The organism is Pseudomonas sp. G3-19 (assembly GCF_054855875.1).
This window is the reverse complement of sequence record NZ_JBMPIQ010000003.1, coordinates 1,274,160-1,290,501: the sequence shown is the minus strand read 5'-3', so window position 1 is coordinate 1,290,501 and position 16,342 is coordinate 1,274,160. Positions and strand designations below refer to the sequence as shown.

General features: G+C 59.0%; 13 protein-coding genes. 1 reads left to right on the top strand and 12 read right to left on the bottom strand.

Annotation, left to right across the window (positions count from 1 at the left end):
* Nucleotide 1: 1 nt before the first annotated feature.
* Together ACOYXI_RS05850 and ACOYXI_RS05845 are read right to left on the bottom strand one after the other, a co-directional pair.
* Complete coding sequence (locus ACOYXI_RS05850) at nt 2–844, bottom strand: DUF4123 domain-containing protein (protein WP_098964123.1); 843 nt, start codon at nt 842–844, stop codon at nt 2–4.
* A complete protein-coding gene (locus ACOYXI_RS05845) occupies nt 835–2,904 on the bottom strand; it encodes a type VI secretion system Vgr family protein (protein WP_461674523.1) in 2,070 nt (689 codons plus the stop codon). The genes ACOYXI_RS05850 and ACOYXI_RS05845 overlap by 10 nt, the downstream gene beginning before the upstream one ends.
* Nucleotides 2,905–3,278: 374 nt before the next feature.
* Here ACOYXI_RS05845 and ACOYXI_RS05840 point away from each other — a divergent pair, with 374 nt between their 5' ends.
* Nucleotides 3,279–4,580, top strand: coding sequence for an OprD family porin (locus tag ACOYXI_RS05840; protein ID WP_461674522.1), 1,302 nt, complete (start codon nt 3,279–3,281; stop codon nt 4,578–4,580).
* Between the two features lie 141 nt (nt 4,581–4,721).
* Here the strand turns inward: ACOYXI_RS05840 and ACOYXI_RS05835 are convergent, their stop codons facing one another.
* The 10 genes from ACOYXI_RS05835 to ACOYXI_RS05790 form a co-directional block, all read right to left on the bottom strand.
* Nucleotides 4,722–5,327: a transglycosylase SLT domain-containing protein gene (locus tag ACOYXI_RS05835; protein WP_461674521.1), complete on the bottom strand. Its 606-nt coding sequence runs from the start codon at nt 5,325–5,327 to the stop codon at nt 4,722–4,724.
* Between the two features lie 58 nt (nt 5,328–5,385).
* Nucleotides 5,386–6,324, bottom strand: a complete 939-nt coding sequence (locus tag ACOYXI_RS05830) for a carbohydrate kinase family protein (RefSeq protein ID WP_210557219.1) — start codon at nt 6,322–6,324, stop codon at nt 5,386–5,388.
* Nucleotides 6,325–6,337: 13 nt separating this feature from the next.
* Nucleotides 6,338–7,834, bottom strand: a complete 1,497-nt coding sequence (xylB, locus tag ACOYXI_RS05825; protein WP_461674520.1) for a xylulokinase — start codon at nt 7,832–7,834, stop codon at nt 6,338–6,340.
* A gap of 206 nt (nt 7,835–8,040) precedes the next feature.
* Complete coding sequence (locus tag ACOYXI_RS05820; RefSeq protein WP_461674519.1) at nt 8,041–9,513, bottom strand: mannitol dehydrogenase family protein; 1,473 nt, start codon at nt 9,511–9,513, stop codon at nt 8,041–8,043.
* 17 nt (nt 9,514–9,530) lie between these two features.
* Nucleotides 9,531–10,634 carry an ABC transporter ATP-binding protein gene (locus ACOYXI_RS05815; RefSeq protein WP_461674518.1) on the bottom strand — a complete coding sequence of 368 codons (1,104 nt, stop codon included), beginning with the start codon at nt 10,632–10,634 and terminating at the stop codon, nt 9,531–9,533.
* A gap of 164 nt (nt 10,635–10,798) precedes the next feature.
* Nucleotides 10,799–11,629, bottom strand: a complete 831-nt coding sequence (locus ACOYXI_RS05810) for a carbohydrate ABC transporter permease (RefSeq protein ID WP_003225143.1) — start codon at nt 11,627–11,629, stop codon at nt 10,799–10,801.
* An 8-nt stretch (nt 11,630–11,637) separates the two neighbouring features.
* A complete protein-coding gene (locus tag ACOYXI_RS05805) occupies nt 11,638–12,564 on the bottom strand; it encodes a carbohydrate ABC transporter permease (protein ID WP_003225141.1) in 927 nt (308 codons plus the stop codon).
* A gap of 155 nt (nt 12,565–12,719) precedes the next feature.
* Nucleotides 12,720–14,030 (bottom strand): ABC transporter substrate-binding protein, encoded by a 1,311-nt coding sequence (locus ACOYXI_RS05800; RefSeq protein ID WP_210557215.1) that lies wholly within the window; start codon nt 14,028–14,030, stop codon nt 12,720–12,722.
* 342 nt (nt 14,031–14,372) lie between these two features.
* Nucleotides 14,373–15,278 (bottom strand): AraC family transcriptional regulator, encoded by a 906-nt coding sequence (locus ACOYXI_RS05795; RefSeq protein WP_096796578.1) that lies wholly within the window; start codon nt 15,276–15,278, stop codon nt 14,373–14,375.
* Between the two features lie 68 nt (nt 15,279–15,346).
* Entirely contained in the window at nt 15,347–16,216 is an 870-nt protein-coding gene (locus ACOYXI_RS05790; protein WP_461674517.1) for a phosphatidylinositol-specific phospholipase C domain-containing protein, read from the bottom strand.
* Nucleotides 16,217–16,342: the final 126 nt, after the last annotated feature.

Sequence of the window (16,342 nt, the reverse complement as noted above, 5' to 3'; positions counted from 1 at the left end):
TTCATCCCTTAGCCAACGATTCGAGTTGTGCGGTTTTCTCATAAGCCTTTATATCTTTACGCAAAATCTCTTTTGCTTCGGGCATGAGGACAAAATCAGGATCGTTAAGAATCTGAGGAACCAACGATTGCAGGTGAGCCCCCTGATCGATTCCTGATTTAACTAATACATTAAGTTGATAAATGGCTTTTGAAAGATCAAGATCCCTTGCGTCTATATTTTGTTCAAAAGCTTGGTGGTAAATCCAGTACTGCCAACGCAAAGTTTCACTCATGTCAAAAAAAACGTCGGGGATTTCTAACGGTAAGTCGGGCGTAGTGGAGGTTGTATTCGTATTTGGGTTGTCCCACCGACCCCATTTAAACTCATTGATGTTGCTATTTGGCAAAAGGGTCCAAACATGTTTGATTGGTCCGTATAATCTAGATTTGAAATTATCGTTTAATGAGTGGTGTAGGCAAGACCAGTTAATGGGGTCGTAATAGCGTGAATACACTAACCCATGTTGGCGGCAATTTTTTGTAAAGAGATACTGCAGGTGTTTGCGAACAGGGGATTCGGCAGCCAACAGAATCCCGCAGCGATCTACCTGTAGCTTTTGCCTGACATTGTCAGGTAGCAATCCTTGTTTTAAGTTCACAAGGATCGGGCTTGCATCCCCTAAGTGGCCGTGCGGAGAGCCTGCGAGTAGCGAACTCACTTCAATGTTATTGTCTTTGTAGAGCTCTTGTAGAATCTCTGGAGAGCGTACGCGATCAGCCAGAAGCCATAGGCTCATTCCAGCTTGAGCACGAGGGTAATCTGTAGGCGCTAATTCGTCACAAGATTTCAACATCAAATGCATGTGCAGTCCCCGCGAGTACAAATTCCATTAGATTGTTTACCGCACACTGGAATTACTTGTACCCCTGCTACGCTGGCTTTTTTAAAATTAATTAAGGCGGTCAACGGTATTTGGGGAACTGGCGATGTCGGAGCATCAAGAGGCAAGTTTGGTGGCAGAATCCCAATCCCGGTTCCCGCCCCCGGCGCCCCACCGGTATTGATCTTCACCTCAGCCCCGCTGATGGTCACCCCACCGGCATCGACCTTCACAAAACTCCCGCCAGCCTTGGCCGTGAGTTCCATACCTCCTTCAACCACCACCTTGTCACCCGCGTGATAGTGAATCTCGGTCCCGGCCTCGACAAACTGCGCCGTACCGACCTTCACATGCTGCGTCACGCCTACCGTCAGGTGGTCATCCGCGCGCATCTCGCTGATGCGATCCAGATGGGTAATCCGGTGTTCCTCAACCTTGAACTCGCTCAGGGCATTGGCCTCAACCGTGTCATGCCGCTCATTCCCCACACGGATCTTCTGGTCGTGCTCGATGTTCTCGTCCCAATCGCGTTGGGCATGGATGTAGATCTGCTCCACACCCTTTTTGTCTTCAATCCGAAACTCGTTGTAGCCCTTGCCGCCCGGGGAGCTGAGGGTTTTGAAGGTGCTGCGGGTTTTGTTTGCCGGCAGGTCGTAGGGGACGACGTTTTCCTTGTGGTACAGGCAGCCGGTGACGAGGGGCTGGTCGGGGTCGCCTTCGAGGAAGGTGACGAGGACTTCCATGCCGATGCGCGGGATGGCGATGCCGCCGTAGGCGGCGCCGGCCCAGCCGCTGGCGACGCGCAGCCAGCAGGTGGTTTTGTCGTCGGACTGGCCGTCGCGATCCCAGTGGAACTGGACTTTGATGCGGCCGTACTGGTCGCAGTGGATTTCTTCACCGGCCGGGCCGGTGACGACCGCGGTCTGGCTGCCGAGGACTTTCGGTTTCGGGTGTTCGAGGGCAGGGCGGTAGTGCGCGTCCCACGGGGTGGCGAGGAAGCTGTTGCGGTAGCCCTGGTGGAAATCGCTTTTGTTGTCGGTGACGTCGCTGGTGACGTTTTCACCGAGCACTTGCGGTTGTTTGCCTTCGTGGAAGACTTCCAGCAGCAGCCACAAGTCGTTCCATTCAGCGCGCGGGTGTTCGGCCAAGGTCAGGAAGTGGCCGCTGGTCAGGGTCGGTTCGTCACCTTTGCCTTCGGCGAGTTTGTAGTCGCTGCGATGACGTTCGAGGGCGCGGGTCGAGAGGAATTTGCCGCGCTCGCGGGTGGTGAAGCGGCCGGGGTAATCGTAGTCCTCAAGATCCGGGGCGAACTCGGATTTGACCGCGCCTTCGGGCAGGATCTTCGGTTTTTCGAAGTCGTAGTCGCGGCGGCTGACGCGGGTGGTGCGGGTTTCCAGGCGCAGGTTGAAGCGCTTGATCACCGGTTTGTCGGCGCTCATGCCGGAGTCTTGCTGGTAGCTCACGGCCTTGAGTTTGCGGAACACCGTCTGATCGTCGCCGAACACCAGTTTGTGTCCGCTGCTGCTGTGCTGGAAGTGGAAGTGAATGCCTTCCTCTTCGCACAGGCGCTGGATGAAATGCAGGTCGGACTCGTCGTACTGCACGCAGTAGTCGCGCTGCGGGTACTCGGCGTTGAGCTGGAAGCTGTAGGCGTCGGCCAGAATGCCGCGATCTTCGAGGACCTGGGCGATGATCTTCGGCACCGTGAGGTTCTGGAAAATCTGCTGGTCATGGTTGTGCTGCAGATAGGCCAGCTGCGGCACCAGGCTGATGCTGTAACGGGTCAGGGTCTTGCCGGAATCGCCTTGCTCGATGCGGTACACCAGGCCATGAATCTTGCCTTCGCCGGTGGCGCCGAAGGTCAGGACGCCGGGCTTGTGCAGCAGCTCTTCGAGTTTCAGGTCGGGGCGGGCGCTGACCAGTTCGAGGTCGAAACGGAAAGGCTCGTTGAGGGCTTCGCGACCGGTGAAGCTGAGCACTTGCAGGTCGGCGGAGGCGCCTTCGAGGGTAAGGGTAATGTGGGTAGCGTTGGCGTCCAGCATGCCTTGAATTCCGTCCATTGAATAAGCAGGTGACGGATGATGGAGGATTAAACCGCCTCGTTCAAGGCGCAAATGCCGTAGAGAGGGGCCCCGCGGGGTATAGGGAAAACCCCTATGCCGGCGTTTTCACCCAATGAAACCGGGGGCTTCGCAGTCCAGAGCCATTGGTCAGCGCATGATTTGAGCCCATCGCAGGCCGAAGAATCGCCAGTCAGTTTCAGACTAAAGTCGCCTTCAACCCGTAAAAGCCATCTGCCATCATTGCAGCTCACCCCTGCGTGTCCACTTCTTCCCGGCTGTTTTTGACCCGGGACGGGAGCTATTTTTCTGGCTGACTGCGCCCCGGCGCAAACGCTGTACTGTTGGAGTTTTTCATGCGTCCCCCATTCCCTCTCATCACCCCGCGCCAGTCGTTTGGCTTCGGAGCCGTTGTGCTGTGCGCCGGTTTTGCCGCGCAGGTTCAAGCCAGCGGTTTTCTCGAAGACACCACTGCGAAAATCGAATCGCGCACGGTGTATTTCAACCGCGATTTCCGTGATGGGCACACCTCCAACGAGCAGGGCGCTTCCAAGCGTGAAGAGTCGGCTCAAGGCTTTATTCTCAATCTGCAATCGGGTTATACCGAGGGCACGGTCGGCTTCGGTATCGATGCGCTGGGCATGCTCGGGTTTCAGCTCGACTCCAGCCCCGATCGCAGCAACAGTGGCTTGCTGCCGTCCAGCGGCGACAACCCGCGCGGCTCGAAGGGGCAGTACGCAAAAATGGGCCTGACCGCCAAGGTCAAGGTCTCGGACACGGTGTTGAAGTACGGCGCACTGCTGCCGGATCTGCCACTGCTCAAGTACAACGACGGCCGCCTGCTGCCGACCATGTTCAACGGCGCCATGCTGACCTCCAGGGAAGTGAAGGATCTGACCTTCATGGCCGCGCGTCTGGACAAGTACACCGCGCGCGATTCCACCGATTCGCAAGACATCCGCGTGCACTGTAAGAACAAGCGCTACGCCTGCAACACCACCGCCGATCATTTCGACATGTACGGCATCGATTACAAGATCAACGATCGCCTGACCGCGCAATATCACTACGCCGAGCTGGAAGACATCTACCGCCAGCACTTCATTGGCTTGCTCGGCAACCAACCGCTGGGTGACGGTGTGCTGAAGGCCGATCTGCGTTTGCTGAAAAGCGCCGACAGCGGTGATGCCAAGGCCGGCTCCATCGACAACCGCGCCTTGAGCGGCATGCTCTCGTACGGCATCAGCGGCCACACTTTCAGCGCCGGCTGGCAGCGCATGAACGGCGACAATTCGATGCCGTACCTCGATGGCAGCAATCCGTATCTGGTCAACTACGTGCAGGTCAACGACTTCGCCGCCGCGCAGGAACGTTCCTGGCAGCTGCGTTATGACTATGACTTCAAGGCCATCGGCATCAACGGCCTGAGCTTCCTGACCCGCTATGTCAACGGTGATCACATCAAGGTCCCGGGCAGCGATCAGGAAGGCAAAGAGTGGGAACGCGACAGCGAGCTGAAGTACGTGATCCAGACGGGCACGTTCAAGGATGTCAGCCTGCGCCTGCGCAATGCGACTTACCGCACCAACTATGAAAAGTTTGCCCGGGATGTGGATGAGACCCGGTTGATTGTGAGTTACAACTTTTCGGTGTTGTAACTGTGAGAGCTGCAGTGTCCGGATGACCGCTTTCGCGAGCAAGCCCGCTCCCACACTGGATCATGGGTGAACACAAATTTTGTGCTCGGCACTGATCCCCTGTGGAGCGGGCTTGCTCGCGAAGGCGTCCTCACAGCCCCCCTACAACCAATGCCAGAACCGGCTCCAGAAGCCGCGATTCAGATCCTCTTTGCACCCGGCATACTGCCGCGCATACACATCGGAACGCGCCTGTACCTTGCGTGCAGTCGGCATCAGCCAGGCCTTGCTGGCGTAGGTCTTGTTGCGGAAGCCGCCCCAGCCTTCGTGGTAGTTCAGGTACTGGTTATAGGCGTCGTACTTGTACACGCCGTTGATCGAAGTGGTCTTGTCCATGTACCAGCCGACGAAGTCGATGGCGTCATCGAAGTCTTCGCGGTCGGCGCCGTGTCGGCCGGTGCTTTTCTGGTAGTCGGACCAGACTTCATCCTTGGCCTGGGCATAGCCCGAGGCAGTCGTCACCCGGCCCCACGGAATCACCCACAACAGGTATTTGCGCGGTGTTTTGGCGTCGTAGCGGTAGCCGGACTCCTGATACATGATCGCGAAGGGCACCTGGATCGGCACGCCCCAGCGTTTCTGCGTGACTTGCGCCGCATCGTACCAGTCGCTTTTCTCGCGGAAGATCTCGCAAATGTCTTCCGGCGAACGCGGCGGCGAGGTGCCGCAGCCGCTGAGTAATCCCGCCAGTATCAAAAGTCCCGCCATCCGCCCCGACATCAAACCGTCATCCCCATGCGCGCAAAAAGGCCGACAGTCTACGCGCTCAGCTCAACTGGTGACGATAGGGCAAATCCGGACCGGTCTTGCTGCACGTAAGGGCAGCCGCCTGTACGGCAAACCTGAGCATCGCCTCGATCTGTTCGCGGCTGAGTGCTTGAACCCCTTCGACCGAATCCAGTTCCTGCTCGGTCAACCAGGTAATCAGCGCCGCTTGAAAGGTATCGCCGGCGCCGACGGTATCGGCGATCTTCACCGAGCACGCCGGTACTGACCACGAACCGTGGGCGCGGCTGAATACGGTGGCGCCTTCGCCGCCACGGGTGAGGAACACTAACTGGCAGCGATGCTGCAGCCAGCCTTCGATCACGCGTTTTGGCTCCTGCTCGGGATACAACAGGCTCAGGTCTTCGTCGCTGACCTTGATCATGTCGGCCAGTTGCACCAGGGTCGCCACGCGCTCGCGCCACAGGTCAATGTTTGGCTCCGGGTTCAGGCGTACGTTGGGGTCGAGGGTGATCAGGCGCTTGCCGCTTTCGCGCTGCACCAGGGTCAGCAGGGTGTCGGCGATCGGTTGCACCACCAGCGAGAACGAGCCGATGTGCAGACCACGGACTTCAGCGTCCAGTTGCGGCAGATGGGCGAGGCTTAATTGGCGATCAGCACAGCCCTCGCCGCGAAAACTGTAATGCGGCGAACCGTTGGCGCCGACCGCGACCATCGCCAGCGTGGTTGGCGCGGCGAAGTCGATCAGGTAGTCCGCACGCACGCCTTCTTCCTGCAGCACTTGCTGCAAACGCCGGCCGAGATAGTCGGTAGACAGCCCGGCAAACAGCGCCGAATCCACACCCAAACGGCGCAAGCCGACCGCGACGTTGAACGGCGAGCCGCCGGCAATCGCCTTGAAATTCACCTTCGAGGCCAGACCGCTGGCATCGTCTTCGCTGAAGAAATCGAACAGGGCTTCGCCACACACCAAATACATAATTGTTTGCTCTTTATAGGGTTGCGACATGCTGTTGATAGCGTTCATAGGCCTGCTGGAACGCCGCGACATGGGCGGCGACCGGCAGGGTTTCACTGTGCAGATCGAGCTTCACGCAGCGCTGGCACAGATCGGCCAAAGTGTCTTCGTGGCCGTTCGACCATGACTTGCACCACGCCGCCTGAATCGCCGCGCCAAGGGCTGCGGCTTCGCTGTGTTCGGTGCAGATCACCGGGGTGTTCATGATGTCGGCGACGATCTGCCGCCACACTGCACTTTTCGAGCCGCCGCCGATCAGGCAAATGCTGCGGCTTTGTAAACCATTGTGGCGCAACAGATCCAGTCCATAACGCAAACCGAAGGTGGTGCCTTCTACCACGGCGCGACACAGGTTGGCCTGGGTCAGGTTGCTCAGGGTCAGGCCGTGCAGGCTGCCGGTGGCATGGGGCAGTGCGGGGACGCGCTCTCCGTTGAGAAATGGCAGCATGCTCACGCCTTCGGCGCCGATCGGTGCTTGGGCCACGAGGTCGTTGAATTGTTCGAGATCAAGGTCGAACAGTTCGCGGATCGCACCGGTGGCGTTGGTCAGGTTCATGGTGCAGATCAGCGGCAGCCAGCCGCCGCTGGATGAGCAGAACGTCGCGACCGAAGCATCCGCGCTGACCTTCGGCGCCTCAGCGTAGGCGTACACCGTGCCGGAGGAACCGAGGCTCATGGTGATCGCTCCCTGCTGAATATTGCCGGTGCCGATGGCGCCCATCATGTTGTCGCCACCGCCGCTGGAAACCTGTGCATTCGGGTTGAGGCCGAGCTGTTCGGCAATCGCCGGCAGCAGCGTGCCGACCGCCTGATGCGCGTCGATCAGCTCCGGCAACGCGGCTTGCAGGCGACCCGTGGCGTCGATGTCGCGCAGCAGTTGCAAGTCCCACTGACGGCTGCGCACGTTGAAATAGCCGGTGCCGGAGGCGTCGCCGTATTCGCTGCAGGCGCGGCCGGTGAGCCAGAAGTTCAGGTAGTCGTGGGGCAACAAGATGTGTGCGATACGCGAAAACACATCCGGGTGCTGCTCTTTGGTCCAAAGCAGTTTCGATACGGTGTAGCCCGGCGCGATGACCACGCCCAGGCGCTCTAGCGAACCTTGTTCGCCGCCCAGGTGTTTGAGCAGACGGTCGTTTTCATCGGTAGTTTCGGTGTCGCACCACAGTTTGGCCGGGCGCAGCACCTGGCCCTGATCGTCGAGCAGCACCAGCCCGTGTTGCTGGCCGGAGACGCCGATGCCGAGGATCGCCTGACCGTCGACATTGGCTGCGAGCAAGGCGCGGCGGGTGGCGAGGGCGAAGGCGTCGAGCCACTGTTGGGTGTCCTGCTCGCGGCGGCCATTGGCGCCGCTGATCATCGTATGTGTGGCGGCGCCTTCGCCGAGCACCTGACCGCTGCTGGCATCGAGGATGATCGCCTTGGTGCCTTGGGTGCCGCAGTCGATGCCGAGGAAGAGTTGTCGGGTGGTCATGTGTGAGCCTGTCGGTTTGCGCTGAAGATCAAAAGCCACCCCCTCACCCCAACCCTCTCCCCCAAGGGGGAGAGGGGGGAAGGGAGCCAATTTGGGTACTTTTCCAACACTTGAGTTCGACTCGGTTTTTTTTGGCCAAAGGTTCTCCTGCAGGCACCTCGGTTAGTTCCCTCTCCCTCCGGGAGAGGGCTAGGGTGAGGGGCTTTTCAGACCAAAACCCGCTCCAACGTGCGCGTCACCCCCACCTCGCGCAAGCTGTTGCAGCACCACTCAAACGCCGCAACAAACTCCGCCGACCGTGGAATCGCCGTGCCGAAGATCTCCTCGACCGCCAGCAACCGCTGGGTAATCAGCGCATCATCCGCCACCAGTCCCTGACAGAATTCCGCCCGTGGATCGGGAATCGTATAAGTGTCGCCATTCTCATCCACGCCCTTCAAATACAACGCCCAGGCCGCCACCACCAACGCTGCGCGCTTGGTCTCCTGGCCATCGGTAATCAAGCGGTTGATCGTCGGAATGGTGAACTTGGGAAACTTCGACGAGCCGTCTGAACACACTCGTTCCAGCTGATCGGCAATCGCCTGATTAGAGAAGCGCGCGACCAGCGTATTTTTGTAGTCGGTCAGGTCGATGCCCGGTACCGGCGCCAGTTGTGGGGTGACATCGAGATCCATGTACGCACGCATGTAGCGCACGAACAGCGGGTCGTTCATGGTTTCGTGAACGAAGCGGTAGCCCTTCAGAAACCCCAGATAAGTCAGCGCCAAGTGACTGCCGTTGAGCAGTTTGATCTTCATTTCTTCGTAGGGCGATACGTCATCGGTGAACTGCACGCCGACCTGTTCCCAGGCCGGGCGCCCATTGACGAATTTGTCTTCCAGCACCCATTGCACAAACGGCTCGCAGACCACTGGCCAGGCATCGTCCACCGCGTGTTTGTCGGCCAGTTGCAGGCGATGCGCGGTGCTGGTCATCGGCGTGATGCGATCAACCATGGCGTTGGGAAAACTGACGTTCTGCTCGATCCAGTCGCGCAGCCCCGGGTCACGCAGGGTGGCGAAGGCGAGCAGGGCTTTGCGGGTCACCGCGCCGTTATGCGGCAGGTTATCGCAGGACATGATCGTGAACGCCGGTATGCCCGCGCCACGGCGTTTTTCCAGCGCCGCGCAGAGGAAACCGAACACGGTTTTCGGCGCCTGCGGATGTGCCAGATCGTGTTGAATCTGCGGCAGGTGCGCCATGAATTCGCCGTTGCTGTCGTCGATGCAGTAGCCGCCTTCGGTGATGGTCAGCGAGACGATACGGATCTGCGGATCGGCAAGTTTGTCGATCAGCGCCTGCGCGCCATCCTCGGCCAGGAGCATGTCGCGGATCGCACCGATCACCCGGACTTCGGTGTCATTGCTATCACCGAGTTCAAACAGGGTGAACAGGTAGTCCTGCTCCTTGAGGTCGTCACGGGCGCGGCGGTCTTCCGCGCGCAGGCCGACGCCGCAAATCGCCCAGTCGAGGGCTTCGCCGGTGTTCATCAGCGCATCGGTGTAATACGCCTGATGGGCGCGGTGGAAGCCGCCGACGCCAATGTGTGCGATGCCCTGACGGGTGTCGCTGAGGCTGTAGGACGGCAGTTGCACCTCGGGGGCGAGGCGATGCAGGTTTTGTGCATTCAGTTTCATCGGGCAGGTCTCGAAATTCAGGCCGCGGCGCGCAGCGGGCGGGTCAGCGCCACGCCGTTGGCGTCGAACAGGTGGCAATGGCTGGCGTCCAGGTGCAGGTTCAGTTGCTCGCCGTAGCGGCTCGCCAGATCACCGCGCACGCGCATGGTCAGGGCTTCGCCGGCGTTGGTGGTGACGTGGCAGAAGGTGTCGCTGCCCAGGCGTTCGCTGACGTCGGCGGTGACTTGCAGGGTGCAGTCGCCCGGTTGTGCCAGCTCCAGATGTTCCGGGCGAATGCCTAGGGTCACGGCGCTGCCGACGCTCAGGTTGGCGGCGTTGAACGGCAGGGTGATGCGCGTGCCGGCGTCCAGCGAGACTTCGCAGGTCTGGCCGTCGATGCGGGCGATCTTGCCTTTGAGGAAACCCATTTTCGGCGTGCCGAGGAACCCGGCGACGAACAGGTTGGCCGGGTTGTGATAGAGGTCCAGCGGCGAGCCGACCTGCTCGATTTTGCCGCCGTTGAGCACCACCACTTTGTCGGCCATGGTCATCGCTTCGACCTGATCGTGGGTCACGTAGATCATCGTGGCTTGCAGGTCCTTGTGCAGACGCAGCAGCTCCAGACGCATCTGCACGCGCAGCGCGGCGTCGAGGTTGGACAGCGGTTCGTCGAACAGAAAGATCTTCGGATTGCGCACGATCGCCCGGCCGATGGCGACCCGTTGCCGTTGGCCGCCGGACAGCTGTTTGGGCTTGCGCTCGAGCATCGGCCCGAGTTCGAGAATGCGCGCCGCTTCGCCGACCTTTTTCTCGACTTCGGCTTTCGGTACACCGGCCAGATCGAGGGCGAACGACATGTTTTTCTTCACGGTCATGTGCGGGTACAGCGCGTAGGTCTGAAACACCATCGCCAGATCGCGCTTGGCCGGGCTGACTTCGGTGATGTCGCGGCCATCGAGTTCAATGGTGCCGCCGCTGACCTCTTCCAGCCCGGCGATCAGCCGCAACAGGGTGGATTTGCCGCAGCCGGACGGGCCGACGAAGACCACGAATTCCTTGTCGTTCACCTCAAGGTCGATACCCTTGATGATGGAAAAACCTTCGAAGCCTTTTTGCAGATTCTTGATTTTCAGGTTGGCCATTTTGATGGGCCTCCACTTAAGTTAATTCAATGGCGCCGGGCATGCTTTTGGTGGGAGCGGGCTTGCTCGCGAAGGGGCCGTGTCAGTCACCATCATTGTTGGATGACCCACCGCTTTCGCGAGCAAGCCCGCTCCCACAGGGGATTGGGTACGGTTTGAGAACTTCATTTCACGGCACCGAATGACAAGCCGCGCACCAGTTGTTTCTGGCTGATCCAGCCGAAGATCAGGATCGGCGCGCAGGCCAGGGTCGAGACTGCCGACAACTTGGCCCAGAACAAGCCTTCGGGGCTTGAGTACGAGGCGATCAGCGCGGTCAGCGGCGCGGCTTTCGACGAGGTCAGATTCAGCGACCAGAACGCTTCGTTCCAGCACAGAATCAGCGACAGCAGCACGGTCGAGGCGAGGCCGCCTTTGGCGATCGGCAGCAGCACGCGGACCATTTCCTGCCACAGGGTGGCGCCGTCGAGGCGTGCGGCTTCGAGGATGTCTTTGGGGATGTCCTTGAAGTAGGTGTAAATCATCCAGACCACGATCGGCAGGTTGATCAGGGTGTAGATCACAATCAAGGCGATGCGCGTATCGAGCAGGCCGAAACTCTTGGCCAGCAGGTAGATCGGCATCAGCACGCCCACCGGCGGCAGCATCTTGGTCGAGAGCATCCACAGCAGCGTGCCTTTGGTGCGCTGGGTTTCGTAGAACGCCATCGAGTAGGCGGCGGGCACCGCGATCAACAGGCACAGAGCGGTAGCACTGAACGAGATCACCACCGAGTTCCAGGCAAAACTGAAGTAGTCGCTGCGCTCGTTGATGTGCAGGTAGTTCTCCAGCGTTGGCGTGAAGATGAACTGCGGCGGCGTGGCGAAGGCGTCGATTTCGGTTTTGAAACTGGTCATCACCATCCAGAAGATCGGGAAGAAAATCACGATCGCGATGGCCCAGGCCAGGGTGCCGAGCAGCAGGCTTTGCAGCCGGCGGGATTGTTGAAGAGTCATGGCGGGCCTCAGGCTTTGTCAGTCAGGTTTTTGCCGATCATCCGCACCAGAATGATCGCGGCGATGTTGGCGATGACCACGGCAATCAAGCCGCCCGCCGAAGCCATGCCGACGTCGAACTGCACCAGCGCCTGGTTGTAGATCAGGTAGGCAAGGTTGGTCGAGGCGTAGCCGGGGCCGCCGTTGGTGGTGGTGAAAATCTCGGCGAACACCGACAGCAGGAAGATCGTTTCGATCATCACCACCACCGCAATCGGCCGCGCCAGGTGCGGCAGGGTCAGGTGCCAGAAGATCGCCACCGGACCGGCACCATCGAGGCGCGCTGCTTCTTTCTGTTCCTGGTCGAGGGACTGCATGGCGGTCATCAGGATCAGGATCGCGAAGGGCAGCCATTGCCACGAAACAATGATGATGATCGACAGCAGCGGGTAGTGCGCCAGCCAGTCCACCGGCTCGGCGCCGAACAGCCGCCAGACGTAGGCGAGGATTCCCGACACCGGATGGAAAATCAGGTTCTTCCAGATCAGCGCGCCGACGGTGGGCATGATGAAGAACGGCGAGATCAGCATCACCCGCACGATGCCACGACCGAGAAACTCGCTGGCCTCGAGCAACGCGCTGATCAGCACACCGAACACCACGCTGATCAGCAGCACGCTACCCACCAGCAACAGGGTGTTGGTGGCACCGGGCAGGAACCCGGAGTCGGTCAGAAAGTAAGTGAAGTTCTCCAGCCCGACGAATTCGTTCACCCCTGGATCGAGCAGGTTGTAGCGAATCATCGAGAAGTAAATGGTCATGCCCAACGGCACGATCATCCACAGCAGCAACAGGGCCACCGAAGGGCTGACCAGAAACCAGCCGGGATTGCGTACGCGGACTTTGCGCTGGGGTTGCGACAAGTCGAGGTGGGCTTTGGCAGTTGAAGTATTCATGGTGATCACAACCGAGTCGTACGGACCTATGAAGATCCCGTGTGGGAGCGGGCTTGCTCGCGAAGGCGCCGTGTCAGTCAATACACATGACACTGACCCACCGCTTTCGCGAGCAAGCCCGCTCCCACAGGAGGCAGGAGCAAGTCGTTCAGTGGTTACTTGGGATAACCGGCGCGCTTCATCTCGCGTTCGGTGGTTTGCTGCGCGGCGGTCAGGGCTTGATCCACCGTGGTCTGGCCGATCAGCGCCGCCGAGAACAGCTTGCCGACCTGGGTGCCCACGCCCTGGAACTCAGGAATGGTCACCAGCTGAATGCCGATGTAAGGCACCGGTTTCAGCGTCGGTTTGCTCGGGTCTGCGGCCTTGAGCGATTCCAGCGTGACCTTGGCGAACGGCGCGGCGCTCATGTAAGCATCGCTGTAGGTCGAGGCGCGGGTGCCCGGCGGCACGTTGGCGATGCCGTCGGTCTTGGCTACCAGTTCGCCGTACTCTTTGGAGGTGGCCCAGGCGCTGAATGCCTTGGCGGCGTCCTTGGCCTTGGAACTGGTCGGAATCGCCAGTGCCCATGAATACAGCCACGCCGAACCTTTGTCAGTGACCTGATGCGGGGCGAAGGTGAAACCGACGTGATCGGCGACCTTGCTCTGGGTCTTGTCGGTGACGAACGAGCCGGCGACGGAAGCGTCCACCCAGATCGCGCATTTGCCGCTGTTGAACAGCGCGAGGTTTTCGTTGAAACCGTTGCTGGACGCGCCCGGCGGGCCGGATTTCTTCATGGTGTCGACGTAGAAGTTCAGCGCGTTTTTCCATTCCTGGCCGGTGAATTCCGGCTGCCATTTCTCATCGAACCAGCGCGCGCCGTAAGCATTGGCGACAGTGGTGATCAACGCCATGTTCTCGCCCCAGCCGGCCTTGCCGCGCAGGCAGATGCCGTACTGCTCTTTATCCTTGTTGGTGAGTTTTTCGGCGAAACCGGCGATCTGTTCCCAGGTCGGGCGCTCGGGCATGCTCAGCCCGGCGTCCTTGAACAGGTCGGTGCGGTAGTAGGTGATCGAGCTTTCGGCGTAGAACGGCAGGGCATACAGCGAACCCTTGACTGACAGGCCTTCGCGCACCGACGGGAACACGTCGTCGAGGGCGTAAGAAGCCGGCAGATCCTTCATCGGTTCGAGCCAGCCCTTGGCGCCCCAGAGTGCCGCTTCGTACATGCCGATGGTCAACACATCGAACTGGCCACCCTGAGTGGCAATGTCGGTAGTCAGGCGCTGACGCAGGACGTTTTCTTCCAGCACCACCCAGTTGAGCTTGATTTCCGGATGCTCGGACTCGAAAGTTTTCGAGAGCTTTTGCATGCGGATCATGTCGCTGTTGTTGACGGTGGCGATGGTCAGGGTCTGGGCGCCAAGGCTGACGCTGCTGAGGGTCATGCAGGTGAGGGCTAGCAGAGCTTTTGCAGTGGGTTGCATCGTGCACTCCTTTTCTGCACCCGGCGGGCGGCAGAAGGACAGTTATTGTTTTTGTGTCTTCCGAATGCAGGAAGAATGTGCGCTGATTACAGCCCTCAATCGACGGACTGACAAATCATCCGTCGCACTCGAATCAATACTTTTTTGCACTGGGGTTTGTTGCGGTAGACGCAGGGAAGGGCTTTTCAGTGGGGAGGGGCTATCGAATCAGTACAGGTTTCATCGCGTCGGATGCTTTTTGTGGGAGCGGGCTTGCTCGCGAAAGCGCTGTGTCAGTTTGCCGATCAGTTGACTGATACACCGCTTTCGCGAGCAGGCTCACTCCTACAGGGGGCGGTGGTATCAGCCGAGGTTTTGTTCAGTCAGGCGCTGTACAGCGAGGCGTCGATAGTGCGACGGCGTCATGCCCTTGAGTTGCTGGAAGCGCCGATTGAAGTTGGAAATGTTGTTGAACCCCGACTCGAAACACACCTCGGTCACCGGTTTGTCGCCGTCGGCCAGCAGTTCGCAGGATTTACTGATGCGCAGGCGATTGACGAACTCGATGAAGTTGCGCCCGGTGGCCTGTTTGAACACGCGGCTGAAATAGGTCGGCTTCATCCCCAGATGATCGGCGACTTCTTCCAGGGTCAATTCGCGGGCGTAATGGTCGAAGATGAAATCGACCGCTCGGTTGGTGCGGTCGATGTTGTGCTCGTCGGCCAGTTGCGTGTTAGTGGCGCCGGACAGCAATTGATAATCGTCAGTCGCCGCCAGCAGCTCCATCAAAATGAAAAAGTGTCCGAGACGGGTAACGCCGCGCGTGTCGGCAATTCGCTGCATCAACGTCATGGCCTGACGGATCGTATCCTTGTCGCGAAATTCGATGCCATATTGCGCACGCTCCAGTAGCGGCGCCAAAGTCTTGAGTTCGGCGAACACCTGGTGCCCGCTGTCGAACAACTCATCGGTAAAGTTCACCAGCATGTCGCGCTTTTCCACCACTTCGTCGTCGGCCACCTGGCTGATCCAGTTGTGCGGCAGATTGGGCCCGGTGAGGAACAGTGTTTGCGGATAAAAGTTGCCGATGTAGTCGCCGATGAAGACCTTGCCGGAACTGGCAACTATCAGGTGCAGTTCGTATTCCTTGTGAAAATGCCAGCGCACTAACGGGCACGGAAAACCATGCTGACGGTAGATGATGGACAACCCGTTATGGTCGTCCATCAGTTCGTAGGAGGGATCAGTGATTCTGGTTGCCCGAGTCATGTCCGATGCGTCTTGTTGTGGTGTTCAGGTGCCCATCATGCACGCGCGCCACGGACAGTTCCAGCGCCTCAGTCCCGGGCCTTGCGTAGACCTTTGGACTGGTTGACCTGCTGGCAATGGCCGATCAGTGGAGTGCCACCGATGAAGTCGGCATTGATAATGCTGCACTTCGGCGCCCATCCCGAGTCTGGGCCAAACCATTGATCGAGTTCGTCGGTGATCCGCTTGACGCCGGCCAGTTCGCCATAGCTGGTGGCCGACAATGACCAGAAGCTGCCGGGTACCGGCGGGTTGGCCAGGGTTCGGGTGATGTGTTGCTTGAGTTGCTCTGGCGAGGTGATGTCCGACCCGCTCCATTCATGGCGGATTTTCGGCCAGTACAGGAGCGAATTGAAATCCGGGTGCGAGTCGCTTGCCAACACCACGCGTTGTAGCGAACTGGCCCTTTTAAGTTGTTCAAGGGTCAGATGACCGTTGTTTCGGGGAATAAGCCGCGAAGCCAGTTCCGTAGTGATGACTTCATGGAAACCCTTGTAATCGAATGGCTGATCGTTGGTGCCCTTGAGTTCATGTAAGTCCAATACGATGAACTCGTTCGGATTTTCATTGAGGAAAAAGTTGAGACTTTTTACCAGCTCGCTCAAGGAGCGTCCCTGGAGCAGTTTCACGCCATGAAAGGTATGAAACTTCCTGATGCCCAGCCAGTGTTCATCTGAATGCAGACGCAAGTCGAAGGCGCGCACGCCTTCATTAAGTTGCTGAATGAACGGACCGTCCTGACAGACAAACCAGTTCTGGGCGGGTTGGAGATAAGTCGGGTACGGAAAATCAAAATCCAGCCCGGAATTATGCGCGCCGGGCCAGACCACTTCACTAAGGGTCAGTCGGTCCATATCCGGTGTAGCCGCCATCCAGTTTTTGAAAGGGTAATTACTCATGGTGCATTCCGTTGCAGATAAAGTTTAATTTCCGACCAGTCAACTTGTTTGGTCAGTTCGGAAGTTATTCTTTGGTGCAAACGGAAAAAGTACAAGCCAGCACTCTTTGCAAAGTATTGGCAATGT